Raw genomic sequence first — 26,438 nt, forward strand, 5'->3', positions numbered from 1 at the left:
GGGCGGGTTTATTAATATGGTCGGTGGGTCTTCTAATTAACTGCGGAACCCGCCCCTACAATTATCCATTATCCATTAATTACCGGGTGGGGGGGCGGGTTTATTAATATGGTCGGTGGATCTTCTAATTAACTGCGGAACCCGCCCCTACGATTATCCATTATCAATATCAATTATAAATTATCCATTATTACTTCCTTGAAGGTTTGAACACCAGCGGCGGGACCATCTGGATGATCCATGATACCAGTTCCAGCATTGAGAATAACATCATTGCCATAGTCGGCTAAAACCTGGGGAATAATTCCCGCATGGATACCAGCAGAAGGGACTGGGAAAATATTACGCGATCGCAAAGTATCCCGAATTTTGGCTTCTTCCGTGGGGTCAAACGGTAAACTACCATAATGGGCTGGATACAAAACCGCATCCGCCCCAGCATGGGCCATGAGAGTCCCCAAAACCACAGAATAAGCTAAACCGTGATCCGGTGATGCACAGAGGCTACCAGCAAACGCAGGATGCACAAAAATCGGAACATTGATTTCTGGGTCACTGGCGATCGCCTCCAATACCGAAAATCCGTAGGTTAGGACATTTAATAATAGGGCATTTGCGCCCGCCTTAACTAGAGTCCTCGCTTTTTCGATTAAGGTGATCGCAGAACCCGTGATATTTACCGCATAGAGGACGTTGCGACCCGTTTCGCTTCTCACCCTATCTAACACCCCTCGACAAGCCTTTAAGCGTTCAAGAGTGGGCGCTGTGGGCAAGTCTGGCAGGATTTCATCATCCTTAATTAGGTCTAATCCCGCAAAAGCCACCTGTTCCAAAATATCCGCGTGGTCGGCGGCGGACAACCCCAAGGCGGGTTTAAAAATCGCCATAATTAGGGGTCGCTTCGGGACCTCCAGGCGATCGCGAATTCCTGTAATTCCTAGTTTGGGGCGTTTCCCGTAATTTTCCCCCAGCCGGACTGCAATTACCTTTCCACTACCCGCCATGGAATATTTACCAAAAATCATCGTTAGTAGGCTGGGGATATCGTTTTCTACATTAGCCTCTGGAAAAGCAATGGTAACAATGCTATATTTTTGATTATCAGTTTGGATATTGATCACCTCTCCTAAATGCGATCGCATCACCTCTTCCCGGTGTTGAAAACGTGCATCCCAAGTTCCCGCTGTTTGTCCAATGGCGATAACTTTCCCTTGACGTTCTGGATCTATTCCCGGGGGAAATCGATAGTCTACCTCGATACTTCTAAGCATAGATAAATTCCTAGCCCTCAAATTATCACTTCTCTGATTATTGTATTATCCTACCTTAACCTAATGGCTAAACCTGCGAAATTTTCCGATCTCCAATCTACCATATCCCCCGCTAGTCTGAACACTATTAGAATTATTGGCGCGAGACAACATAACCTCAAAAATATCAATCTGGAACTTCCCCGCGATCGCCTCATTGTATTTACTGGCGTTTCAGGTTCTGGGAAATCTTCCCTCGCTTTTGATACCATTTTTGCCGAAGGACAACGGCGTTATGTCGAGTCCCTTAGTGCCTATGCGAGACAATTTTTAGGACAATTAGATAAGCCTGATGTTGATGCGATCGAGGGGTTGAGTCCCGCCATTTCTATTGACCAAAAATCTACCTCCCATAACCCTCGGTCTACCGTCGGAACAGTCACCGAAATTTATGATTATTTACGTCTATTATTTGGTCGGGCGGGTTCCCCTCATTGTCCTATATGCGATCGCAATATTGCCCCCCAAACTATTGACCAAATGTGCGATCAAGTTATGGCACTTCCTGAAGGCACTAAGTTTCTCATTCTTGCGCCTGTCGTCCGAGGGAAAAAAGGCACTCATCGCAAACTCTTATCTAGTTTAGCATCTTCAGGCTTTGTCCGGGTCAGAATTGATGGGGAAATTCTCGAATTGTCTGACCATATAGACTTAGATAAAAATCATCTCCATGATATTGAAATTGTCATTGATAGACTCATTGTAAAACCAGGTTTACAGGAACGTTTAGTTGATTCCTTAACTACCTGTTTACGCCATTCCGAAGGTATTGCCATTATTCAGATTTTGGATAACCTCAATATATCACCAGAAGAAAACTTCCCCAAACCTCAGCAATTGGTCTTTTCCGAAAACTTTGCTTGTCCTGAACATGGCGCGGTTATGGAAGAACTTTCACCCCGTCTATTTTCTTTTAATTCTCCCTATGGCGCTTGTCCGGCTTGTCATGGTTTGGGACACTGGCGGACTTTTTCCCCAGAATTGATTATTCCTGACCCTTCACAACCTGTTTATAATGCGATCGCCCCTTGGTCAGATAAGGACAATTCCTTTTATTTATCCCTACTTCATAGTGTCGCCCAAGCCTTCGATTTCGAGATTTCGACACCCTGGAAAAAACTGACATCTGAACAACAGCATATTATTCTTTATGGGAGTGAGGAACCCATTTTAATAGAAACTGATTCCCGCTACCAAGAAAGTCGCAGTTATTACCGCCCCTATCTCGGTGCAATTCCCATGTTACTCCGACAATATGAGGAAACAGGTTCCGAGGCGCAAAAGCAGAAATTAGCACCTTATTTGATTGACCAGCCCTGCGAAGTTTGTCACGGTAAACGATTGAAGCCAGAGGCGCTATCTGTCTATTTGGGACAGTATAATATAGCAGATTTAACAGAGGTTTCCATTCGGGATTGTTTGGCTAAAATTAATCAGCTACAATTGAGCGATCGCCAAGCCCAAATAGGGGATTTAGTCTTACGGGAAATTAAGGCAAGATTACAGTTTTTGATAGATGTCGGTTTGGATTATTTGACCCTCGCTAGATCCGCGTCTACCTTGTCTGGGGGAGAAGCCCAAAGGATTCGATTGGCTACTCAAATTGGCGCGGGTTTAACCGGTGTTTTATATGTCTTAGACGAGCCTAGTATTGGCTTACATCAACGGGATAATGGCAGACTATTAAAGACCTTGATAAAGTTGCGAGATTTAGGCAATACCTTAATTGTAGTTGAACATGACGAGGAAACTATCCGCGCCGCTGATTGGTTGGTTGATATCGGTCCGGGGGCGGGAGTTAATGGGGGAGAAATTGTCGCCCAAGGAGATTTTAAAACTTTATTAACTACTGAAAAATCCCTCACGGGTGCTTATCTTTCTGGACGCAAAAAAATTGAAACTCCCACCAGTCGCCGTCCCGGAAATGGGCGATCGCTATTTCTCCAAAACGCCCATTGTAATAATCTGCAAAATATCGATGTTGAATTACCCCTCGGTAAATTTGTCTGTATTACTGGTGTATCAGGTTCCGGGAAATCTACCTTAATTAATGACTTATTATATCCCGCCCTCCAACATCATTTTTACGGGAAAATTGCCTTTCCTAAACAATTAGATAAAATTCGGGGATTAGATGCTTTAGATAAGGTCATTGTCATTGATCAATCTCCCATTGGACGCACTCCACGTTCTAACCCCGCTACCTATACCGGAGTGTTTGATATTATCCGAGGAATATTTGCAGAAACCATTGAGGCGAAAGCTAGGGGATATAAGCCAGGACAGTTTTCTTTTAATGTTAAAGGCGGACGCTGTGAAGCCTGCGGCGGACAGGGCGTAAATGTGATTGAAATGAATTTTCTCCCTGATGTTTATGTTCAATGTGAAGTATGTAAAGGCGCACGATATAACCGGGAAACTCTCCAGGTTAAATATAAAGGCTATTCTATCGCTGATGTCTTGAATATGACGGTTGACGAGGCTTTAAAAGTCTTTGAAAACATTCCCCGCGCTAACACTAGGCTGCAAACTTTGGTTGATGTCGGTTTGGGTTATATTCAGTTAGGACAACCCGCGCCTACCCTTTCTGGGGGAGAAGCACAACGGGTTAAATTGGCTTCTGAATTGTCAAAGCGCGCTACTGGTAAAACTCTATATTTAATTGATGAACCCACTACCGGTTTATCCTTTTATGATGTTCATCAGTTATTGAATGTTTTACAAAGGTTGGTCGATAAGGGTAATTCTATTATCTTGATTGAACATAATTTAGATGTGATTCGTTGTGCTGATTGGGTGGTGGACTTGGGACCCGAAGGAGGCGATCGCGGTGGTCAAATTATCGCCACCGGAACCCCTGAAAATGTCGCTAATAACCCCCATTCCTACACCGGAATTTATTTAAAACAAGTCTTAACAACTTCCTAGGACAAACAGAAACCCCCTTGATTTGGGGGTTGACAAACTAGCCAGAAATCCTTTATAATTGAGGAGCAATTGATTCGGCTTGCTGTTGTTGTATTAACTGCCAATGTTGTATGGCTTTTTGATGAATATCTAACCAGGGGATTTGATGCTGTTGGGCGAGGGTAGCGCAGTCCTCATATTCGGGATGCACATTAATAATGCGATCGCCTGAAAAAGCCACCTTAATTCTCACCAAACCATATTCAGTGTCAACCGTCTGTAATTCGCGGTTAAGAATAGTCCGACATTGCCAACTTTGACGAATCCCTAAAGTAGTGGTTTCTGCAAACAGAATATTCCGGCAAGTATCCACAGCTTCCGGGTGACAAATCACAGTTAATAATACCCCAAGGCGAGACTTTTTCATCGTCACAGGTTGCACAAAAACATCCACCGCCCCCGCCGATAATAAAGCCTGAGAAGCATAGGCGATCGCTTGGGGGCTAAGGTCATCAATTTGAGTTTCTAATACCGCCACCATTTCCTCATCATGATCATGGAAAGTCCCCCCCAAACCATGACTTTCCGCCTTGGGTTTATCTGTGTCCTCAGTTTCCCCTAACCATAGGCGGAGAATATTAGGGATGGGAAAATTTGACGAACCGGCCCCTAGTCCCACCCGTTGCAGAATCATCGGCGGTGGCGGTCCGAATTCTGTAGCCAAAGTTACAGCGATCGCCGCCCCCGTTGGGGTAACTAATTCTCGTTCAATGCCATTGCTATAAACTGGAACACTACGCATTTCCCAGAGTTTCAGAACAGCAGGGGCAGGTACTGGCAAAATTCCATGGGCAGCCCGGAATGTGCCCCCACCTACCGGAAAAGCAGAACAATAGAGGCGATCGATTTTTAACCAGTCCAACCCCAAACAGGTTCCGACAATATCCACGATCGCATCTGTAGCCCCCACTTCGTGAAAATGTACCTTTTCCGGGTCAATACCATGAACCGCCCCTTCCGCTTCCGCCAGCTTGCGGAATACAGCTAAACTCATGTTTTCTGCCCTTGGGGGAAGTTTTGCAGCCTTGATAATGGCTTCAATATCTGGTAGGTGGCGAGTGTGATGATCGTGGCGAGTTAGGTCTACATGAACCTTCGTCGCTTGTTGACCCTGGCGAGTTACCTTTTCAGCCCATAGCCGATATTCCTCAGCCATTCCCAGCCTTTCTAACTGTGTCGTGAGATACTCCAGAGGGACCCCGGCATGAACTAAGGCGGCGAGGCACATATCCCCAGCTATTCCAGTGGGGCATTGAAGGTAGGCTATATTGATCATTTTCGGCGGTCTGGTTTAAGTGGTATCGATTTTAGTTTAAAGTTATTTTACTCAAAAATTGGGCATGATCAGATCGTCATTCTGACTTTAAACTTTAATTGTTCGATAATTATTCGAGTTCATGGACTTTATTATATGGCTACTCTGTACGAAATTCATCCCCAAAATCCTCAAAAACGCACCATTGAACAAATTAACGATGCCCTTAAACGTGGGGCGGTGATGCTTTACCCTACTGATACTGTTTATGCGATCGGTTGCGACCTCACCGTTAAATCTGCAGTCCAAAAGGTACGACAAATTAAGCAGATTTCCAATGATAAACCTCTCACCTTCTTGTGTTCATCCTTATCCAATATTGCCGATTATGCCATAGTTACTGACGAGGCTTATCGCACCATCAAAAAATTGATTCCGGGGAGTTATACTTTTGTGCTTCCCGCCACTAAACAAGTGCCCAAATTGGTCATGTCACCTAAGCGGAAAACCACCGGAATTAGGGTTCCTGATCATCCCGTGTGTTTAGCGATTTTGGAATCTCTAGGAAATCCGGTCATCTCTACTTCTGCACATATTAAAGAAGAAGATGAACCCTCGGCTTTAATTCGGAAAATTCCCCAAAATTATGATAAGTTTCAGCTTTTTGATGCCTTGGAGAATTTGGTTGATATTATTGTTGATGATGGCGCTGATTTGGATTATCAAGTCTCGACAATTATTGATTTAAGTGCTGATGATCCTGTCCTGGTGCGGCGCGGAAAAGGATGGGAGGCGATCGCTGATTGGGATCTGCCAGAAGAATAGCCCAATAGCCCCAATTTTAGGGGCTAAGTTAACCTTTCATCCCACTTTAATTAAAGCGATCGCACAAATTTCTTTCCTCATCCTTTAATCCCGGGTGATAATTAAGGTAGTCTTGGATGACATAACAAGCATAACTCAACTCATCCAAAGCCATAATCTCAGCCACATTCCAGATAATCCCCTTATGATCATCTCCCCCAGAAATAATCCATTTCCCATCATTACTAAAAGCCACAGTCCGCACTGGTCCTTGATGTCGGATTAACGTTTTAAGTTTCACCCCTTCATTAGTCCAAAGTTGAATAGTGCCATCCCAACTAGCCGAAGCAATCATCTCACCATCTGGCGAAAAAGCCACGTGATCAACAATTCCCTGATGATGCAAAACTATCGATTTTCTACCATCTAAAAACCATAATCTGACCGTGTTATCTGTACTAGCAGAAGCAATCATATCACCTTGGGGACTAAAAGCCACCCCCCAAACACTACCCTGATGATTACCAATTAACCGCGTCCCAGACCCGTCTATATATACAACTCTGACCTCCTTATCCTCACTACCCGTAACCACCATTTTACCATCAGGACTAAAAGCAACCCCCGTAATCACTTCCGAATATTCCCACTCCCGTATAAACTCCCCAACTCGACTCCACAATTTCACTTTCTTATCATTTCCCACCGAAGCTATCACCTCACCATTTGGCGAAAAAGCTAATTGATTTACCCCCATAGAATGAGCATTATTGATCACCTTTAATAACTCTCCCTCCATATTCCAGAGGCGAATACTTTCATCCCAGCTACCCGTCGCCACAATTTCACCATCAGGAGAAACCCCTAGACCAATTACACCCTTATCATGACCTTCTAGTCTTCCCAGTAAACGACCCTGCATATCCCAGCGATAAACTTCTCCACCCCAACTAACAGAGAAAACTTGCTGATGGTCTGGAGTTAAAGCTACTCTCCGCAGATGGGTTTCATGTCCTGATAACACAGTCAAAAACGGACTCTTAACTTTCCATAGTTTAACCTCCCCATTGAAATCAGCAGAAGCCAGAGTTTCACCATCAGGACTAAAGGCGAGTTGAGTAAGCGGCGCAGTATGGGAAACAAAAGTTTGCAGGTGTCTACCGTCAGGACTCCATAAACGGATAGTCTGATCCCAACTCCCAGAAGCAATTATATTACCATCAGGAGAAAAAGCCACAGTCCTAATACTATTGTCATGTTTTCCGAGGACAATAGCAGACCTTTCATTAATAGACCATAATTTCAATTCTCTATTATGACCTCCAGCCACTAGATACTGACCATCAGGAGAAAAAGCCAAAGCCTCCACAGGTTCTTGAGAATGTTCAAAATCAGCTAATAATTCTCCTGTTATGTCCCACAGTTTCACTGTACCATCATCACTCACAGAAGCCAGGCGGTTACCGTCTGGAGAAAAGGCTATCTTTTTCACCACTTGAGTATGACCCACAAATTCATTTAATAAAGTGCCATCTCTGCGCCAAAGTTTTATAGAACCACGAGTGCTAGAAGTGGCTATGGTGTCTTGCTCCCGAATTATCAGATCCCATATTTCTTCCTCATGGGCGGAAAACGTGAACACCAAATCACCTTCATTAGACCAAATTCTGATTTCCCCATTGCTGTGTCCCGTGGCTATATAGCCGTCTGGGAAAAAAGCTATAGTTCGTAATTCATAGGCAAAATTTGGGATAATATTCAGTAGTTTTCCCCGCCGATTAAAAATCATAATCTGATTATTTTCTGCAATAATTTTATCCCTTCGGTCAACATCTTGAGAATTAGTGCGGGTAATAATCGCTATCTGTTCACCATCTTTACTCCAATCTAAAGACCAAACTCGGTCTTCCTGACGACCAAAACTATGATATTCATTCATCCCATAAACAGATTGAATCAAGACAGAATTTACTTTATTTTGGATATTATAATCGGGATTTTTGACATCCTTAATCCTCATTTTTGCCCGTACAGCATTAATTAAAGCATTGAAGCTATTTTGTGATAAAAACTGACCCTCTGTGGCGGAAATTAGGGCCTCAATTTCTCGGACTTTGGTGATTTCGTAGCTGGCGATCGCTCGACGATATTGGGAGTAAGCTAAACCAGCTAACCCTAGGGAGAACAATAGTGATAAAACTACGGTGGTTAACAGTCGCCGCTGTAGTCTTGAGTTTTTATATTCTTCTAAAAGTCTCGCTTCTACCGCGATTAATTTTTCCGCTTCTAAAGCCTGTTGCATAGCAGCGCGATCGCATTTTTCCGAAGCTGATAAAAATTGATAATCACCATCACTTAAACTTTTTCCTAACGCCCAATTTCGCGCTTCTAACAAGGCTTGACCTCGTAAAAGTCGAGAATCATCTGTTTGACAAGAAGCTATCCAAGCCTCAAAGTTTTGGGAATAGGGACGTAGTAAACTTAGCTGTTTTTGCGTCCATTCTAAGTTAAAAATATGCTCATAAATGGGATTTTTAACTTTTAGCACACTCCCGGATTTTTCAATTAATCCCGATAGTAAAACCTCCGTTTCTTCCCGACTACCATCAAAGGGTATTTCGGTCTCTAGGAGTATTTTCTGATAAATACCTAATAATCTTGAGCAGATTTGAGGATTGCTAATAATTCGATTTCTAATGGTTCGTAAATGTTCCGGTTCGTCTTGCTTTTCCCAATTAGTAATTATCTGGTTAATCACCAATGTTTTTATAAACTCTTTTTCCGATGCTATTTGACCAAGATTTAGCGGATTAATATCTTGATGATATTGGTAATATATGAGATTACATAACTTCTGAGTTAAAAACGGCTGTCCTCCTGTCCAGTTTAAGATTTCTTGCAGCAAAATTTCCCCATTAAAACCCGGAACATTTAATCCCTTTTGTAGGGGTTTTGCTTCCTCTAGGGTAAACCCCGAAAGTGCGATCGCTGTGCCAATATTAAAAGGGGTTCGGGTGCGGTCTCTAATTAAATCGGAGGGATTAGCTACCCCGAAAATCGCAAAATTTAACCGTTGATATGCTGCCTCAGTTGCCCTTTGATTATAACAAAATCGAATAAATGCAAACCAATCATCTACCGGAAATGGTAAACTTAAAATAGTGTAAATCTCATCAATAAAAATGCAAAATATATCCTGGGGAAAAGTTGGCAGTAAAACCTCAACTATAAACTGATTTAATTTCTGTACCAATGAAAGTTCGCCTTGTTCTTTCCACCATACTTTAAATGGCATAGATTTTAATAACCCAAACCCTCGCCAAAGTTCTACAAAAATTCCCTTATACCACTGCATTGGGGTAACATCTTCACTACCAATAACCGTCATGTCTAACGTCGCACAACGTATTCCTTCTGCTTGTAAACGGTGGCGGGTTTGCACTAACAGAGAAGATTTACCCATCTGACGAGAGTTGAGAACATAACCAAACTCTCCCCGCTTCAAGGCTTCATACAGGTCTGTATCTGCTTGTCGCTTAACATAGCTAGGACAGTCGGTATGCAGACTACCTCCGACTTGATAAATTGACCGATATTCAGTTATCATAATTAAAATCTCATCGTCAATTCTGATAATTATCTCACTCTTGCAATTCCTCTTACAATTAATAAAATAATCAACAGCTTTATCTTCAATTTTTGTAAACAAAGCATGATACGCACAAAATCGCTATTTTGTCAAGAGGCTAATTTTTGACCCTGGCTCAATCCTTAAAAACTCGTGCATCGCAATTTTAAACTTTCACCAAAAAATATTAATATTTCACGATATATATAGGGTTTCTGGCTTTTTTTGGGCGTGTAGGCACAATAAGCCATTGGATGCGATTTATATAAGCATAGCAAAACCCCCATTCTGTCGTCAAGTATTTGAGAGAAGTTATCAATTAAATTGTATTAAATCTTAACATTATTTTGAAAATTAAAACTCTTTTGATGAAGATATTAGTAAAAATTATTGATTGGGGTATTTAAAGGCTGTGGGTCAGGGTATCCAAAACCGGATATATTCAATTTTGGCATATTTGGCGATCGCCATTTTCAGTGTCGGCATGAATTTGTAAGTAATCCCGTATCCAGTCACAGGCATAATTACGCACTGTTTGATAATTAATAGAATCCTTAATATTCCACAGGATAGCCACCCCATCAATATCAGTAGAAATTAACCGTTGACCATCATGGCTAAAATTCACCGACAAAACCCGAGTTTGATGGGTACGATGACCATTAAAAATCGCCAAATTTTCACCATCAAGAGTCCAAATTTTCGCACTTCCATCTGTCCCCGCTGTCGCCAGTATTTGACTATCTGGGGAAAAAGTCACATCCGATACAATATCATGATGATCAGCTTTAAAATCATTAATTAGATTGCCATTTATATCCCACAGCATAACCATATCATCTTCAGCAGCAGAAACCAAAAAGCGACCATCAGGAGAAAAATCTAAGCCTAAGATAGTTCCCCTGTGGTATGGACTTAGTTCCCCTTTCAGGCTACCATCAACTCCCCAAATTTTCACCATTCCACCACTACCACCAGAAGCAATTAACTGATTATCTCGGCTAATAGCAATCGTGCGGATAGTCTGTCCCTGTGAAGACCAACTTTTGAGCAAAACCCCGTCTTTATTCCAAAGTTTGATAGTGCTATCACCACTACCACTCACCAGAAATTCACCATTGGGACTAAAAGCCACCGACCAAACAGGTCCAGTATGTTCAGTTAAAGTGTTTAGTAAAGTTATGTTGGTTCCGTCAGGGGAAATTTGCCACAGTTGAATGATTTGGTCATAGCTACCAGTAGCCAAAATTTGATATTGAGAAGCAACACTGACCGACAAAACTCCCCCGTCGCTAGTAGGAATAGTCTGTAATAACTCCCCATTAGGTCGCCAAATTCTGAGAGTTTTATCATCACTACCAGTTACCACAAAACTGTCATCCTCAGAAAATACCGCATCTAAAATACCCCTATTATGTCCCCTCAAAATAGTGAGGCTAGGGTGTTCAAAACCCCAGAGTCGAAGAGTTTTATCATTACTTACCGAAGCCAGCGTTTTACCATCAGGGCTAAAGCTAACATTCCAGACCTGTTGTTGATGACCTTCTAGGGTGTATAGCAAATTACCATCTATATCCCACAGCTTAATATTATTAGCTAAATCAGCAGTGGCGAAAACAATACCTAAACGGCGGATAATGCTATCGGGAGGACTAATAGCCACAGACCAAACCCAACCTTCCTGGGAGGGTAAAGTAGTAATCAGACTGCCATCAAGTCCCCACACTTTAGCTGTACCGTCATTACTACCAGAAACGATAGTTTTGCCATCGGGGGAGAATACCACGTCCCAGACCGGGTTTTGGTGTCCGCTAAAGGTATTAACTAGACTGCCATCTATTCCCCATAGTTTCACGGTGTGGTCTTTGCTAGTGGTGGCGATATTTTGACCATCTGGAGAAAAAGCGATCGCCTCTACAGCATCATCATGACCTGTTAAAGTCAGGTGAAGATAAGCATCAACCCATCCCTGGTCACCCCGTCGCCACAGTTGCGCTGTTTTGTCTTGACTAGCTATTCCTATGGTCTGACCATCTGGAGAAAAAGCGATCGCCCTGACACCATTTTTATGGAGACTTAGGGTAGTAACTAAATTACCATCAACAGTCCAGATCTTAGCCGTTTTGTCTAAACTCGCTGAGGCTAAAAATTGACCATCTGGGGAAAAAGCCACATCAAAAACGTCCCCTTCATGACCAGCAAAAACCTGTAATAAATTACCTCGCTTATCCCAGAGTTTAATAGTATTATCATTACTGCTAGTAGCGATATATTCACCGTCAGGAGAGAAAGTAACTCGCCAAATCAAATGGTCATGGGCTACAATTCTATTGAACTCATCAGCCCTAAAAAATGCCCGGCTAACCGTCTGCTTTACCCTCTCGATAATGGCGGGATTAGGTGATTTTATAGTTGCAATTTTTTGATGTGCTGCTAAAGCCGACAATAAAGCATCCAAGTGATAATTTTGAGTGAATAAAGTATTTGCAGAATTTAAAACAGCACTAATTTCGTTAATTCTAGCTTGTTTTTCATTAATTGAAGCTCTCATATATAAATTAAATGTCTGAAATACCAACAGAGAATTTATCACAAAACCAATAGTTAAAACTCCTATAAAAAGTTTTTGTTTTTGGGCATTTTTTTGTTGCTCTAATAATCTGATTTGCTGTTCTTTTAATTGGTTGGCAATAGCTTGCGATCGCTCAATTTCTAGTTGCTGTCTAACTTGCATTTGTTCCAGTTCAGCCGAAGCATTTAAAAATTGATAATCTACCGGACTCAAAACCTTACCTACCATCCACTTTTGAGCATCTTTGAAAGCCTGTCCTCGCAGCAGTCGAGATTCATCAGTTTTACCAGAAATCACCCAGGCTTCAAGAGTTTGAGAATAGGGTCGTAAATTACTTAACTTTTTATCTACCCAATCGTGATTAAAAATGCTTTTATAAATCTTATTTTTCACAATTAAATAATTATGGTATTTAATCACCAAGCCAGACATAATTAATTCCGTTTGTTCAGCACTACCATCAGCTTCAACTATTATACCTATTAAAACTTGCTGATAAAGACTTAGCAAATTTGCCAGAGTTTTGTGATTATCTAATAACCGATTAGAGATAGTTCGTAAATGTTCCGGTTCGTCGTGATATTCCCAATTATCAATAATGTAATCTTGAACAATTTTATAGATAATCTTTTCTTCGGATTTAGACTCCCAGAACTTATGTTTACCTTCTTTCAATATCTCCACACATAATATATTACAAATTTTCTGAGTTAAAAAAGGCTGTCCTCTCGTCCAATTTAATATACTTTTCAGCAAACGACGAGAATTTTTACCCGGAATAATTAAACCTGTCATTAAAGGTTCAGCTTCCTTTAAAGTAAATCCTGATAACTGTATAGCTTTCCCAATATTAAACGGCGTGCGATTTTTATCTTTAATTAAATCCGAAGGTGTAGCTACTCCAAAAATCGCAAAAGTAATCCGATTATATTCGGGATTAACAGCCCTTTCATTATAACAATAACGAATGAAAGCAAAAAAATCATCCACCGGGAATGGTAAACTTAAAATGCTATCGATTTCATCCACAAATATAAACAGGTGTTCGTCTGGTAAATGTTTTAATAACTCTTCAATAAATTGACTTAAACGCTGCAATAAAGATAGGTCTTCTCGTTCATTCCACCAGCTTTTCAGTGGAAATTTACTGGTCAGCTTAAAACCTGTCCATAAAAATGTTAAAATCCCTTTATACCACTGTAAAGGTGTCACATTTTCACTACCAATACAAGTCATATCTAAGCTGATACATTTCAGCGACTCCTGTTGTAGCCGATAGGAAGTCCGCACCAACAGGGACGATTTACCCATTTGACGACTATTGAGAACATAGCAAAATTCCCCGGATTTCAAGGCTTGATAGAGTTCCCTATCCGCCGCCCTCTCCACATAGGTCGGTGAGTCCCTATGAAGGCTACCACCAACTTGATAAATTGATTGGGACTCAAGTATCATGAGATTATATCGATAATTATAGTTAATTATTAGCCCACCACAACGGTAATTTCATAAAATGTCTATTTTGTCAATAGCCTAATTTTCAGCCTGGACTAAATCCTCAAAAACTCGTGCATCGCCATTTTAAATTGTAGCCACAAAATATTAATATTTCACGATCTATATAGGGTTTCCGGCTTTTTTTTGGGTGTAGGCACAATAACCCCTCGGAAGCGATTTCCGTCAGTATAGCAAAACCTCCATTCTGTCGTCAAGTATTTGAGGTTACTGGTATTGAGGCGATCGCATCTCAAATCATGCTTTTTCTAAGAAAACTCGGAAATAAATTTCTTTCTGATGCTTAACCGATAAATAGTGCTTCGGTATTTCTTCTATATTGTCACCGTCTATTTTAAGGGACTTCACCAGATTTTCTCGTTTGAATTGTGATGAACGTTTATTCAAATTACCTGGCATGGGTATATTTTTAATCACCACAAATTTAATATCATAATCCTTGAGAAAATCAGGCTTTCCCCAAAAAACTTGCCCGATTTTTTGCAAATATTTAAATAGACAAAAACCACCTTTAAGTTGTTTAATAATATCTTGATTATCTGGGTTGCCTCGCTTGAGTTCTAAAAAAATAGCTGTTTTTTGTGATTTTTGGTTAAGCAAAATGTTAACCAAAATGATATAATCTGAACGTTTGCATTCTCCTTGTAATCCTTGAATAAATCCTACTGGTGGTGCAAACTTATCGGATTTAATAATGAAAAATTCTGGTGGAAATCCCTTAATTTTAATGGAATATTTAACATCTTGATCTGCTTCAGTTAGGATTACTTCTCGACTGTTATAGGGTAGAGCGATCGCTTTAATTTGTGCTGATTCATCAATTAACTCTGACAGAATTTTATAATCTCTCTTCCACACTAGAACTCTTCTCCCCAAACGATCGCTTCTTGAATTTTATTCATGGCTTCAATCGCAGTGTCAAAGCTGGAAATTTCTATACCGAAATCCGGTGTAATCTTGGCAACAGTTAACGTTTGGCAGCGACTCCGCCTCGATTTACCGGGTAGTTGAACAAGGGCTTCTTCCGCGATATAAACTCTAACACGACTAGCATCGAGAATTTCATCTTGTTTATAGCCTTCTTGTTGAGCGATTTTCTGAATGTGGGGTTTATCGGAATTGAGCATGATTAGGGTGTTCAATTCCTTGACAATATAATCACTGTGGGTCGTCATCAATACTTTGATGCCACTGTTAATTAACCGAGCAATTAAACGAGCGATTCGACGTTGGTTTTCCGGGTGCAAATTTAGTTCGGGTTCATCAATAATTAGTAATTGACCGATTTTGGCAATATGTTTTAAATAAAAGCCAATATCCAGTAAAGAACGAACTGCGCTAGAACTTTCATCCATCGTTAACTGAGCTTTTTTATTACCCATAGGAATATAATAGAGTTCATCATTTTTGGTCACCACATAACGACCGCCAATAATATCATCAAAATCATCCAAAATACCAGGATTGATTTCGCTTAAATCACTGCTGCGTTTAGATATTCCCTCTAAATTACGCAGAAACTCAACATTTTTATGAATCGGCAACGCATAATCTCCATACCCCTTAGAAAGCAGCAGTTGAAACCTATCTTTTTCCCCTTCAACTTGGCTCAGTTCATCTAGGAGGCGATTACGGGCAAAATTGAGTTCTTTCCGAAAAATAGCCGCACCTGTTCTTTCCGCACTCGCGATAAAAGGACGCGGAAAAAATCGAGAAAACAGGATATTTTTAATCGAATCACTAATAATTTTATTGATGATTTGTCGAGGAAAATTCAGATTTTCCTTTGTGGCTAGGAGTGTAACCGTCAATTCTGGGCTATTTACAGGTTTGATTAGTGAAAAGATTTGCTGATCAGAACCTCTGGCTCCTATATTGGTTTCATAGCCATCATCAAAAAAATCTCTATTTAAATCTAAAAAAACTTCAAAGGTTGTCTGGGCGAACCTGGCTCCGTTTGTCCCAAAGATTTCCCCCAGACTGTCTGCGTAGGCTTGGGAGGCTTGGGATAGGATTTTTTCTGGGGAATCAATATCAGTTAGGAGGTTGATCGTCGCCAATCCTTGATTTAAAATCTGGTCAATAATATCATTGGCAATTTCCACCTCAAAGCCATCTCTCCATGTCGATAAAAATCCAAACAAAGCATAGGTCACATAAGTTTTCCCAGAGTTATTTTGCCCACAAATAATCGTTAGATCTCCTAATTCTAGTTGGGCTTGTTTGATAACACCTAAATTTTGAACCTTGATTTTCATGAATAATTTAAGTGTGAGAGTTTTAGATTTTTATGACTCTGCTATGGTACGGGTCTTGGGAGTCTCAGCCTCCGGGATTGCATCTGTTAACAATCCTTGGAAATCCAAAATACTTTGCCAGTATATATTAGTTAAACTTAACCCAGATGATGGTAAGTGGGGAAAATTCCCCACAGTTAGGAAAACCCTAAAAACCACTCAAACGGCTTTGGAGAATTTCCGCTTGTTTCTCAGCTTCCGCTAAAGCATCTCGCGCACCCTGTACAACCTGGGGGTCAGCTTTATCGACAAAATTACGATTACTTAAACGCTTGGTATAGCTATCAATTTCCTTCTGAATTTTTGCCAATTTCTTCTCGGTCCGCTGCTTCAAGGCTTCTAAATCAACCACCCCAGCCAAAGGAATTAAGGCCTGAATAGTACCCACCACCCCGGCGATAGTTTGACCTTCATTTCCCGTTAATGCTTCTGTAATCACCAAGTTATCCACCCCAGCAATTTTATTAATATAGACCTCTCCCCGTTGCAAAATCTCCCTTTCTTTGGCATTTTCACTTTGCAGAATCGCCGTAACTTTGACTTTGGGTTTAATATCAGCGTCAGCGCGCAAATTTCGGAGAGTGCGAATTGTGCCGATAATTAAATCAAAATCGGTTTCTAAGTCGGAACTGATCATCTGTTCTTGCAATACTGGATAAGTCTGCACCGCCAAACAATCTTGTTCCCCGGTTTGGGTTAAAGTATGCCAAATTTCCTCGGTAATGTGTGGCATAAAAGGATGTAATAGCTTTAAAATGCCTTCTAAAATGTAGGCGAGTACCTGCTGGGCTACTTTCTGAGAAACGCCGCCATCTCCCTGTAAACGATACTTGGCTAACTCAATATACCAGTCGCAAAAATCACCCCAAATAAACTCATATAAGCCTTTAGCTGCTTCCCCTAAACTGTAAGCATTCATATAATCACAAGTTTGCTTGACAGTTTGGTTAAACCGAGACAAAATCCAGCGATCGCTTAATTCCAACTCCTCCAAATTAGGTGTTCCCAATTGTGCCGGAGTTTGTCCTTTCAGGTTCATCAACACAAACCGGGCCGCATTCCAGAGTTTATTAGTAAAATTCCGGGAAGCCTCCACCGACGGCGACTCATCCTTGCTGCGGTCATACTCTAAACGGATATCCTGTCCTGCACCGATCACCTCTCGCATTAAAGTATAACGCAGCGCATCAGTCCCATATTTATCAATCAACAATAAAGGGTCGATACCATTTCCCGCTGATTTCGACATCTTTTTGCCATTTTCATCCAGGATTAACCCATGGATATAAACCGTTTGAAAAGGCATTTTGTCCGTAAAATATCCCCCCATCATCGTCATTCTAGCCACCCAGAAAAAGATGATATCAAACCCCGTAGACAGAGTATTCGTCGGGTAATAGGTTTGCAAATCTGCCGTTTTTTCCGGCCATCCCAAAGTCGAAAACGGCCACAAACCAGAGGAAAACCAGGTATCGAGAACATCAGGATCTTGCTGAAGTTTTACCCCTTCTCCAAAGGAAGCGATCGCTTTTTCCTGGGCTTCTGCTGCTGTCCGCGCCACAATAAACGGAGTATCATCAGTAATTTCTCCCCCAGTTTCACTAACCGCATACCAAGCCGGAATTTGATGTCCCCACCACAGTTGACGAGAAATGCACCAATCTTCTAATTTCACCAACCAGTCACGATAGACTTTTTGCCATCTTTGGGGGACAAAATTAGGGCTATGGTCATTATCCAAACATACCAAAGCCCCATCAGCCAACGGTCTAATCTTGACAAACCACTGAGTAGATAATAGCGGTTCAACCGGAACTTTTCCGCGATCGCTATAAGGTACAGAATGGCTATAGTCTTCGATTTTCACCAAAAACCCTTCCGCTTCCAAACGTTTCACCACATTTTGGCGCGCCACAAACCTATCTTGTCCGACAAACTCTCCCCCATTCTCATTCAAAGAACCATTTTTATTTAGAATATTAATCATCGGCAAATTATGCCTTTTACCCATCTCAAAATCATTGGGGTCATGGGCGGGAGTAACCTTAACGCAGCCCGTCCCAAATTCTGGATCAACTAACTCATCACCAATAATAGGAATTTCCCTATTCATAATTGGTAAAGTCAGAGTTTTCCCAATCAAATTTTGATAGCGTTTATCATTAGGATTAACCGCCACAGCCGTATCACCTAACATAGTTTCTGGGCGAGTAGTCGCCACTTCCACAAACCCACTACCATCACTCAGAGGGTAGCGAAAATGCCATAACTTGCCATTAACTTCCTTATTTTCCACTTCCAGATCCGACACCGCCGACTCACTGGCGGGACACCAATTAACCAGATATTCCCCACGATAAATTAAGCCATCTTCATATAAACGCACAAACGCTTCAATTACCGCTTTTGATAATCCTTCATCCAGCGTAAACCGTTCACGAGTCCAGTCACAGGACACCCCCAAACGTCGCAATTGATTAACAATTTTACCACCCGACTCTTGTTTCCACTGCCAAGCCCGGTCTAAAAACTTATCCCTTCCCAAATCATAGCGAGTTTTACCTTCTTCTCGCAATTGTCGCTCTAAAATAGTCTGTACTGCTATACTAGCGTGGTCAGTTCCCGGCAAATATAGCGTATTATAACCACGCATCCGATGATAGCGAATTAACGCATCAATCAAAGAATTATTGAAAGCGTGACCCATGTGCAGGCTTCCCGTCACGTTCGGAGGCGGAATCATGATACAGTAGGGTTCACCGGGATGGTTAGGGTCTGCTTTAAAGACCTGCTTCTGTTCCCAGTATTGCTGCCATTTGGCTTCAGTGGAGAAAGGGTCGTATTGGGGTGCTAGGGTGGGAATAGTTGCAGTCATAGCAGATTATATCGACAGTTTAAGCTGATTGCTCGTTCCTAAATATTTTGCCACATCAAGGCTTAAATTACAGTAGATGATTAGATTATTAGTTATCGTCGCGCTTCGCCGTCATCCTAGCCGCTACCATATCGCCATGGGAAGTATCTTAACCGCCTTCCCAATCCTATTCAGCCCCGCCTACCTGCTTTTCCTCTCCTCTTGTCTTGGCAGCCCAGACCCACCCCGAACCCCCTTAATGGAGGATGGGGGGGACTGGTAATCTTGAGAGTCTAACTGTACTGTTGACCAGATACTGCTTCTGGGTCAAGGTTAAACAGAGTTTGCAGGGTTTGCATAGCCCGGCGGCGGGCTTCAATATCCTGCTGCGATCGCAATTGTACCATAGGATCATGAAGGATTTTATTGACAATACCCCTAGTCAGGGCTTCAATCACCTCCTGATGCTTTTCCGCAAATTCCGATCCCAAACGAGATAACGCTTTTTCCAGTTCCTGTTCTCTAATCCCTTCAATCTTATCGCGCAGACAGTTAATTGTCGGGACTGTTTCCAAACTCCGCCACCAGACATCAAAGGCTTCCACTTCTTCTTCAAGAAGAACCTCCGCCTCCAGCGCCATTCTCCGGCGGCTTTCATAGTTTTGGGCTACCACCGCCTTTAAGTCATCCACATTAAACGCCTTAATTCCTGGTAACTCCGTGACATCAGCCGCCACATTGCGAGGAACAGAAATATCAACCAACATTAGAGACTGGTTAGGGGCTAAAGTCTCCTCTAATTTAGCTCTATCTAAAATCGGTTCCGTCGCACCTGTGCTAGTAAAGACGATATCGGAATTAGCCACAACAGCCATCATTTCCGACAGAGGACACAAGTTCAAATCCGCCTCTCTAAATTGACCCGCCAACTCTTGCGATCGCTTTAACGAACGATTTATAATAGAGATGTGGTTAGCCCCCTTAGAGAGCAGATGTTGTACCAATAGGCGAGACATTTTACCCGCCCCAACAATAGCCACTCGGTAATCAGACAGATCCTCCACTTTCATCTGCACCAATTCCACAGCCGCAGAACTAATAGAAACCGCCCCCGTACCAATGCTAGTTTCTGTCCGCACCCGTTTCCCAGCCGTCAAGGCTTGTTTAAATAAACGATTGAGAATGCGCCCTATTCCCTTGTATTGCTGACCCAACTTGTGAGTTTGCTTAACTTGGGCGAGGATCTGTCCTTCTCCCAGAACCAAACTATCCAATCCCGCCGCCACTCGCATTAGGTGCATAATCGCATCATCATGGAGAAGCGTAAATAGATGGGGACGCAGTTCAGCCAGGGTTAGTTGACTCGACTCCGACAGAAATTGGGTTACTTCCCTAATTCCCGGTTGAGCCTCAACTGTGACCAAATAGATTTCCAAGCGATTACAGGTACTAAGAATCGCCACCTCTTCCAAATGAGGATAGCTCAACAAACTGGCGATCGCCCCTTCTATCTGAGGTTCTGGAATACTGAGTTTTTCACGGACGTTAACTGGAGCCGTTTTGTGACTAAGACCTACGACTGCAATATTCATAAAACGGTTTAGTGTTTCGGTTTTTTTATTAGTGTATGGGATCAGGTCGAAGCCATCTCCGGTGTTTCTGCTGTCAACTCACATCAATTCACCAAAATCTGTGCAATTTCCCTGATCCCGTTTCCACTGGGGAAACTAGCGAAGCTGAATATTTTTCGGCTTCTCAAACATATGGATAGTATCTACAAAGCGAGCTGTTTTCGACTGAGACGAAATTACCAAGCTCTGAGTCCGAGCCCCACCACCGAAGAAGCGAACCCCCTCCATCAGAGTACCAGAAGTAATACCACAGGCAGCAAATAGAACAGTTCTGCCGTTAGCCAGTTCTTCCGCATTATAGACCTTATCAGGATTTTCAATCCCCATCTCTTTCAAGCGAGCGATGTTGCTTTCCTTGCTTTCCCCGATCAGACCAGTCTTGACAACTTCTGGGTCATAGATCAATTGTCCTTGGAAGTGACCTCCCAGACAGCGCATAGCCGCAGCCGAAATCACCCCTTCAGGAGCCGCACCAATACCCATCAGAGCATGAATATTAGTTCCAGAGAAAGCACAGGAGATAGCTGCAGACACATCCCCATCACTAATCAGACGAACCCTAGCACCAGCTTCCCGAATTTCCTTAATCAGTTCCTTGTGGCGGGGGCGATCCATAACCACAACCACTAATTCCTCAACCGCGCGACCCATGCAGTCCGAGATAATCTGGAGGTTTTCTGTAGCTGATTTGTTAAGATCAACATGACCACGAGCTACCGGAGGGGCTGCTAGTTTCTTCATGTAGAAATCAGGAGCCGCAAAAAGTCCCCCCTTCTCAGAAATAGCCAGCACAGCCATCGAGCCATTTTGACCGTAGGCTACCAGGTTAGTTCCTTCGCAGGGGTCAACCGCGATGTCAATTTCTACCAATTCTTCTGGGTTACAAAATGCCCCCGCATTTTCCTGGGTGCAGATACCTACCTCTTCACCAATGTAGAGCATAGGAGCCTCATCGCGCTCCCCTTCACCGATGACGATACGACCGCGCATATGAATTTGATTCATCCGTTGGCGCATGGCTTCCACAGCCACATGGTCGGCGGTATTTTTTTCGCCTTTACCCATCCATCGAGCCGAAGCGATCGCCGCTTGCTCGACTACCTCAATAATCTCTAAACCAATAGCGTTATCCACGAGTTTTATCCTCCCAACATCTGAGATTGCCTGATTGTAAGGGTGGGTTCAGTAAACAGCCTCGATTTGCACGCCCGTTATTCGTGAACCCGTCCCTAAGCACTCCCAGTGTTCAAGTCTATCAGGTTATTGAGAGCCTATATGCAGGGAATTGAAATCCTCTTAATAATCTTAACAAATCTTGACACTCCCCTGCCTAAAGGCGAGGGGATTCTTCATTCATAGACCCAACTTGCTTTGACAGGATTGCTCCAGCCATAGTATAGGTCGAATCTCCTGAAGCGTTCGGGTATAAGATCCATGTTCCGCTATGCCCTAGCGTACACAAGGCTGACTTTGCTGCGCAACGCTGCGCGAACAGGATGTTGAGCGCAGCATTCCCATCCCGATCCAAGTTTAACCCACATTGACAAACATGAGTTCGAGTGGATAGGGCTTTTTTGACCACTGCACCACAGTTAGAGCATTCTTGGGAAGTATAAGCCGGGTTAACCGCAACCGTCACCTTGCCAAACTTCACCCCAAAATACTCTAGCTTCCTGAACTGATACCAACTTGCATCATTAATCGACGGGAATGGTGATTTGATTACGAGTTTCTGATAACTTCCAACCACAAGTTGTGTATTCAACTGAACGGCTGTTCTTTTTGAACTTGGGAAAACCTTTCTTTCCTCGAATGGCTTTCCGGCAGTTCTCGTAGAACCTCCTTATTGCCGAATATGCTCTTTCAATGGACGCTTGACAGGCGCTGGAGTTTAAGTTTTTAGCAAAAGGAAATTCATCTCGAGCGTGTTTTGCCCTAGACCATACAAATTATTCTGTCCAATTCCTGAATTATCCATCCAGAAACCGATCGCTTTATTTATTGCCGATGAACTGAGCAGTTCGGATCGCCTCATCAATGGTAATGCACGTGATTTGACTTCCCTTTGGCTTTAAACTCCAGTACAATCATTTATATGGGACAACACGCCTAAGCATAATAGTATAACATAAAAAGCCGTCCTACAAGGCTTGTTGAGCAAAGCCGAAGCGACCGGGCTAGTGACCCAGGATCTTTGGTAAATCACCCTCCGCCGACTCTCCCACCCTTCTGTCCCCCTCAAAAGTTAAATTTTGTTGCATTTGGGCGATCGCACCCCCATTCAGGACTGCCCTCGTCACAATTTTGCACTATGGTAATCTAATTAGTGATCAGGAAGTCGTACTAGCCGAGCAGCTTTAATGAGTAGCAACGTCATTGTCATTCAAGACTCCCAATTTGAAACCGAAGTCCTAGGTAATACTGGACAGCCGACTTTAGCCTACTTCTGGGCTGGCTGGTGTGGCCCTTGTCGTTTGGTTTCCCCCTCCGTCGAAGCTGTAGCAAATACTTACAGCGATCGCCTAAAAGTAGTTAAACTAGAAATCGACCCCAACCCCCAAGCAGTTAAACTCTGTCAAGTGGAAGGAGTCCCAGCCTTGAGACTATTTAGGGGCGGAGAAATTATCGCCTCCTTTGAGGGAGCAATTACCAAAGACAAACTAATTGAGTGGATTGACCCTCACCTGTAGAATCTGTAAATCTCTTATTGAGTCCCGTTTGCGTCGGAGTTGAATGCTATGCAATTTTCTAAGCGACTAGAACCTCTACGGTCTAATGTATTTGCTGATATGGATCGAGCCAAAGCCAAAGCATTGGCCGCCGGACAAGATCTGATTGACTTGTCTTTGGGTTCTTCTGATGTACCTGTGGCTAATCACATTATCGATCGCATTCGGGACTCCCTCGACGATACTACAACCCACGGTTACGCTTTATTCCGCAATACTAAGGATTTTCGAGATGCCGCCGCTCACTGGTACACCCAAAAGTATGGCGTGCCAGTTGACCCGGAAACCGAAGTTCTCCAACTCATAGGCTGTCAGGAAGGAACAGGACATCTGCCTTTAGCTATTCTTGACCCCGGAGATTTTGCCCTATTACAAGATCCGGGCTATCCTTCCCACGCCGGCGGAGTATATATAGCTGGCGGACAAATTTACCCCATGACCATGTTGGCTGAAAATGGCTTCCTGCCCAAGTTTGAGGAAATTCCCCAAGCCGTATTGTCTCAAGCCAAAATGATGGTCTTGAGTTATCCCCATAATCCCACAACCGCGATCGCTCCCTTATCATTTTTTCAGGAAGCCGTAGCCTTCTGTCAAAAAAATGATCTCGTCCTCGTTCATGATTTCCCCTACGGGGATTTTGTCTTCCCAGAAGGCAATGCCGTCAATAATGATGCCATTGCCCCCTCTATCTTGCAAGCAGACCCCCAGAAAACCGTCTCCATAGAGTTTTTTACCTTTTCCAAGTCCTATAATATGGGAGGCTTCCGTATCGGTTTCGCCGTCGGAAATCCTCAATTGATTCTCGCTCTGCGACAGGTCAAGGCGGCGATCGACTTTAATCAGTATCGTGGCATTCTTAATGGTGCGATCGCTGCTTTAACCGGCCCTCAAGAATTAATTAGCTACACCGTTGATACCTTCCGAGAGCGGCGCGATGTCTTTGTTAAAGCCCTCCATGACATCGGTTGGGATGTACCTACCCCCATAGCCACCCTCTACATTTGGGCAAAACTCCCCGAACCCTGGAGTCAAGATTCTATCCGCTTCTGCGCCCAATTAGTCCAACAAACCGGAGTCGCCGTATCTCCCGGCGTTGGCTTTGGCAAATCCGGCGAAGGATATGTCCGCTTTGCTCTCGTTCATCCCCCAGAAGTCTTAAAAGTCGCCGTAGACCGGATTGCCCAATTCTTGCAGTCCCACCAGCCCTAAACCAGCTAACACCTAACTTACTACAACTAATGATAGGGGCCGGTTCTCGACAATTCCCAGCACTACTCTGGGTTTCATCGAGTCCGGCCCCCTTTAAATATACCGATCAATCTCTTAAACATCACCCCCAAAAAACTGTAATTTTTCGTAGAAATACGGAGTATTTTTAACCATCATCAGACCAATCTTAGACACCATCAAATTTGCCGATAACTTTATATAAAATCACCATAACTTTACAGAACCTTTATAGACTTTTCCCAGACCGTCAACTATAATGAACACAGAGTCAAAAAACAGCAGGCGTTAAATTTATGTCTATATTAAAGACTCTGCGCCCTAACTTAAAAGCGCGAAACCGATGAAAAAAGCGGTGTCATCTACGAAAAACTAATAATAATTAAACAAAATCCCTTTTCAGGTAAAGCTGATTACAGCTTCCCCAAAAGGACTAACTCAACCCTCAACTATTAACTTTAGGAGACTTCAATCATGGCTGGACTTATCAACAAATTCTTAGTTAGTGCCTCCCTTGCCGCCGGTATGACCGCAATAGTCGCCGCTCCTGTCCTAGCCCAAAACTTCAGAATTGAAGGTAACGACTATATCCTCTACGATGCCCGAGACACTACTGGTGACGGTTTAGTTGACCAAACCTATGCAAACCCTTCTGCAAACATCGACGACATTTTGCGCCAGCTAGACGGAACTCCCGGCGGTAACATTGAATTGTTCTCCAGCAGTCACATTAATGATCAAAGTATGTATGGGTGGGACTATAACTCATCTTTCTATGGTGGTGCAAGAACCAGCCTGATTGGTGAAGTTAACGGTCAAACCCTGACTATCAGTAGTCTCAACGCCTTCGACTGGTTCACAACTGCTGATGGTAATTTCACGAACCAATATGGCTCTGACAACTTAGCTAACCGCTGGTTTGGTGAGTTATTGGACAACTACCAACCTGATTTAGGAAGAATCGGTAGAAGAAATGCCTTTAATTCGTTTTTCGGTATGTATGGTTTTGAACGCGCCAGCGACCCCAACATCTCCTACATCAACAGTAACAGCAACGGCATTGAAATCGGTTTAGCCGGACATATGGACTTAGGTAATGTCTACGGAAGCTGGTTTGCAGGTTGGCAGGCTAGTGAAATTCTCAGGTATGAATATAACGGAGTAGTTGATTATCTGTGGAGTTTCAGTGCTACTGCTACTGGACTAACTGAGTACACTGATGGAACTTCCCACAACGGCCTTTACAAAGTCTACATTCCTACAGGTAACGTGCCTTCTGTTCCTGAACCTTCCACTATGTTAGGTCTGATGGCTGTTGGCGGTTTGTTTGCAGCCTCTTCCCGCAAGTCTCGGAAAAATAGCTAATTAGCTTCCTGTTAGCTACAACTAGCATCCATATCATTATTTACAACCAGCCCGGTGGTAGAGAGTTGACTTCGATCAGAGTCTTTTTCTCTACCACTTGGGCTTTTTACTTGTCTGTATCCTCGGGAAGTCACTATTCTCGTCTGTCACTACCTCCCTCCCTCTCTATATATATGAGTCACCCGTCCAATAATATAGCCCCTGGTTATGTGGCCTATTCGATCCGAGACTATCAGCCAACCAACCAGCCCCACGTACCCTTGTCCCTAGTTATCCGCTCCGCC

At 42.9% G+C, this 26,438-nt stretch carries 15 protein-coding genes and 1 pseudogene; 5 read left to right on the top strand and 11 right to left on the bottom strand.

Annotated features, from left to right (window positions below; genetic code table 11):
* Positions 1-173: 173 nt before the first annotated feature.
* Positions 174-1,271, bottom strand: a complete 1,098-nt coding sequence (locus P5674_RS07105) for a RuBisCO large subunit C-terminal-like domain-containing protein (RefSeq protein ID WP_006616467.1) — start codon at positions 1,269-1,271, stop codon at positions 174-176.
* Between the two features lie 63 nt (positions 1,272-1,334).
* Here P5674_RS07105 and uvrA point away from each other — a divergent pair, with 63 nt between their 5' ends.
* Positions 1,335-4,238 (top strand): excinuclease ABC subunit UvrA, encoded by a 2,904-nt coding sequence (gene uvrA / locus P5674_RS07110; RefSeq protein ID WP_006616468.1) that lies wholly within the window; start codon positions 1,335-1,337, stop codon positions 4,236-4,238.
* A gap of 52 nt (positions 4,239-4,290) precedes the next feature.
* Here the strand turns inward: uvrA and larC are convergent, their stop codons facing one another.
* Positions 4,291-5,553: a nickel pincer cofactor biosynthesis protein LarC gene (gene larC / locus P5674_RS07115; protein ID WP_190490277.1), complete on the bottom strand. Its 1,263-nt coding sequence runs from the start codon at positions 5,551-5,553 to the stop codon at positions 4,291-4,293.
* A gap of 135 nt (positions 5,554-5,688) precedes the next feature.
* Between larC and P5674_RS07120 the strand changes: the two genes are divergently transcribed.
* A complete protein-coding gene (locus P5674_RS07120) occupies positions 5,689-6,357 on the top strand; it encodes an L-threonylcarbamoyladenylate synthase (RefSeq protein ID WP_014275406.1) in 669 nt (222 codons plus the stop codon).
* A gap of 46 nt (positions 6,358-6,403) precedes the next feature.
* On the opposite strand, the gene P5674_RS07125 is transcribed toward P5674_RS07120, so the two are convergent.
* The 9 genes and pseudogenes from P5674_RS07125 to P5674_RS07165 all read right to left on the bottom strand — a co-directional run bounded on the left by P5674_RS07125 (position 6,404) and on the right by P5674_RS07165 (position 23,133).
* Positions 6,404-9,943: an AAA-like domain-containing protein gene (locus tag P5674_RS07125; protein WP_315669894.1), complete on the bottom strand. Its 3,540-nt coding sequence runs from the start codon at positions 9,941-9,943 to the stop codon at positions 6,404-6,406.
* Between the two features lie 463 nt (positions 9,944-10,406).
* Positions 10,407-13,991 (bottom strand): AAA-like domain-containing protein, encoded by a 3,585-nt coding sequence (locus P5674_RS07130; protein WP_190490281.1) that lies wholly within the window; start codon positions 13,989-13,991, stop codon positions 10,407-10,409.
* Between the two features lie 297 nt (positions 13,992-14,288).
* Positions 14,289-14,909: a hypothetical protein gene (locus P5674_RS07135; RefSeq protein ID WP_006618312.1), complete on the bottom strand. Its 621-nt coding sequence runs from the start codon at positions 14,907-14,909 to the stop codon at positions 14,289-14,291.
* The gene (locus tag P5674_RS07140; RefSeq protein ID WP_006618313.1) at positions 14,909-16,309 is read right to left on the bottom strand and encodes an AAA family ATPase; all 1,401 of its coding nucleotides are present in this window, start codon (positions 16,307-16,309) and stop codon (positions 14,909-14,911) included. The genes P5674_RS07135 and P5674_RS07140 overlap by 1 nt, the downstream gene beginning before the upstream one ends.
* A 187-nt stretch (positions 16,310-16,496) precedes the next feature.
* A complete protein-coding gene (locus P5674_RS07145; protein WP_006618314.1) occupies positions 16,497-19,223 on the bottom strand; it encodes a valine--tRNA ligase in 2,727 nt (908 codons plus the stop codon).
* Positions 19,224-19,495: 272 nt separating this feature from the next.
* Positions 19,496-20,794, bottom strand: a complete 1,299-nt coding sequence (locus P5674_RS07150; protein WP_006618315.1) for a glutamyl-tRNA reductase — start codon at positions 20,792-20,794, stop codon at positions 19,496-19,498.
* A gap of 135 nt (positions 20,795-20,929) precedes the next feature.
* Positions 20,930-21,967, bottom strand: coding sequence for a class II fructose-bisphosphatase (gene glpX / locus P5674_RS07155; RefSeq protein ID WP_006618316.1), 1,038 nt, complete (start codon positions 21,965-21,967; stop codon positions 20,930-20,932).
* A 196-nt stretch (positions 21,968-22,163) separates the two neighbouring features.
* Positions 22,164-22,924: pseudogene (locus tag P5674_RS07160) on the bottom strand (zinc ribbon domain-containing protein).
* An 86-nt stretch (positions 22,925-23,010) separates the two neighbouring features.
* Positions 23,011-23,133: a hypothetical protein gene (locus P5674_RS07165; RefSeq protein ID WP_286131363.1), complete on the bottom strand. Its 123-nt coding sequence runs from the start codon at positions 23,131-23,133 to the stop codon at positions 23,011-23,013.
* 60 nt (positions 23,134-23,193) lie between these two features.
* Between P5674_RS07165 and P5674_RS07170 the strand changes: the two genes are divergently transcribed.
* From P5674_RS07170 to P5674_RS07180, 3 genes are all read left to right on the top strand, one after another.
* A complete protein-coding gene (locus tag P5674_RS07170; RefSeq protein WP_006618318.1) occupies positions 23,194-23,523 on the top strand; it encodes a thioredoxin family protein in 330 nt (109 codons plus the stop codon).
* Between the two features lie 48 nt (positions 23,524-23,571).
* Positions 23,572-24,771 carry an LL-diaminopimelate aminotransferase gene (locus P5674_RS07175; RefSeq protein ID WP_006618319.1) on the top strand — a complete coding sequence of 400 codons (1,200 nt, stop codon included), beginning with the start codon at positions 23,572-23,574 and terminating at the stop codon, positions 24,769-24,771.
* A gap of 492 nt (positions 24,772-25,263) precedes the next feature.
* A complete protein-coding gene (locus P5674_RS07180; RefSeq protein WP_006618320.1) occupies positions 25,264-26,154 on the top strand; it encodes an NF038130 family PEP-CTERM protein in 891 nt (296 codons plus the stop codon).
* Positions 26,155-26,438: the final 284 nt, after the last annotated feature.

Origin of the sequence: Limnospira sp. PMC 289.06 (assembly GCF_032350395.1) — a bacterium.
Lineage (GTDB): Bacteria > Cyanobacteriota > Cyanobacteriia > Cyanobacteriales > Microcoleaceae > Limnospira > Limnospira platensis.

What these genes read in the sequence shown, in the direction of transcription:
- larC (WP_190490277.1), bottom strand. Translation starts at nt 5,553, where the DNA reads ATGATCAATATAGCCTACCTTCAATGCCCCACTGGAATAGCTGGGGAT.
- P5674_RS07130 (WP_190490281.1), bottom strand. Translation starts at nt 13,991, where the DNA reads ATGATACTTGAGTCCCAATCAATTTATCAAGTTGGTGGTAGCCTTCAT.
- P5674_RS07150 (WP_006618315.1), bottom strand. Translation starts at nt 20,794, where the DNA reads ATGAATATTGCAGTCGTAGGTCTTAGTCACAAAACGGCTCCAGTTAAC.
- P5674_RS07175 (WP_006618319.1), top strand. Translation starts at nt 23,572, where the DNA reads ATGCAATTTTCTAAGCGACTAGAACCTCTACGGTCTAATGTATTTGCT.
- P5674_RS07125 (WP_315669894.1), bottom strand. Translation starts at nt 9,943, where the DNA reads ATGATAACTGAATATCGGTCAATTTATCAAGTCGGAGGTAGTCTGCAT.
- P5674_RS07145 (WP_006618314.1), bottom strand. Translation starts at nt 19,223, where the DNA reads ATGACTGCAACTATTCCCACCCTAGCACCCCAATACGACCCTTTCTCC.
- P5674_RS07105 (WP_006616467.1), bottom strand. Translation starts at nt 1,271, where the DNA reads ATGCTTAGAAGTATCGAGGTAGACTATCGATTTCCCCCGGGAATAGAT.
- P5674_RS07140 (WP_006618313.1), bottom strand. Translation starts at nt 16,309, where the DNA reads ATGAAAATCAAGGTTCAAAATTTAGGTGTTATCAAACAAGCCCAACTA.
- P5674_RS07120 (WP_014275406.1), top strand. Translation starts at nt 5,689, where the DNA reads ATGGCTACTCTGTACGAAATTCATCCCCAAAATCCTCAAAAACGCACC.
- uvrA (WP_006616468.1), top strand. Translation starts at nt 1,335, where the DNA reads ATGGCTAAACCTGCGAAATTTTCCGATCTCCAATCTACCATATCCCCC.
- P5674_RS07180 (WP_006618320.1), top strand. Translation starts at nt 25,264, where the DNA reads ATGGCTGGACTTATCAACAAATTCTTAGTTAGTGCCTCCCTTGCCGCC.
- P5674_RS07170 (WP_006618318.1), top strand. Translation starts at nt 23,194, where the DNA reads ATGAGTAGCAACGTCATTGTCATTCAAGACTCCCAATTTGAAACCGAA.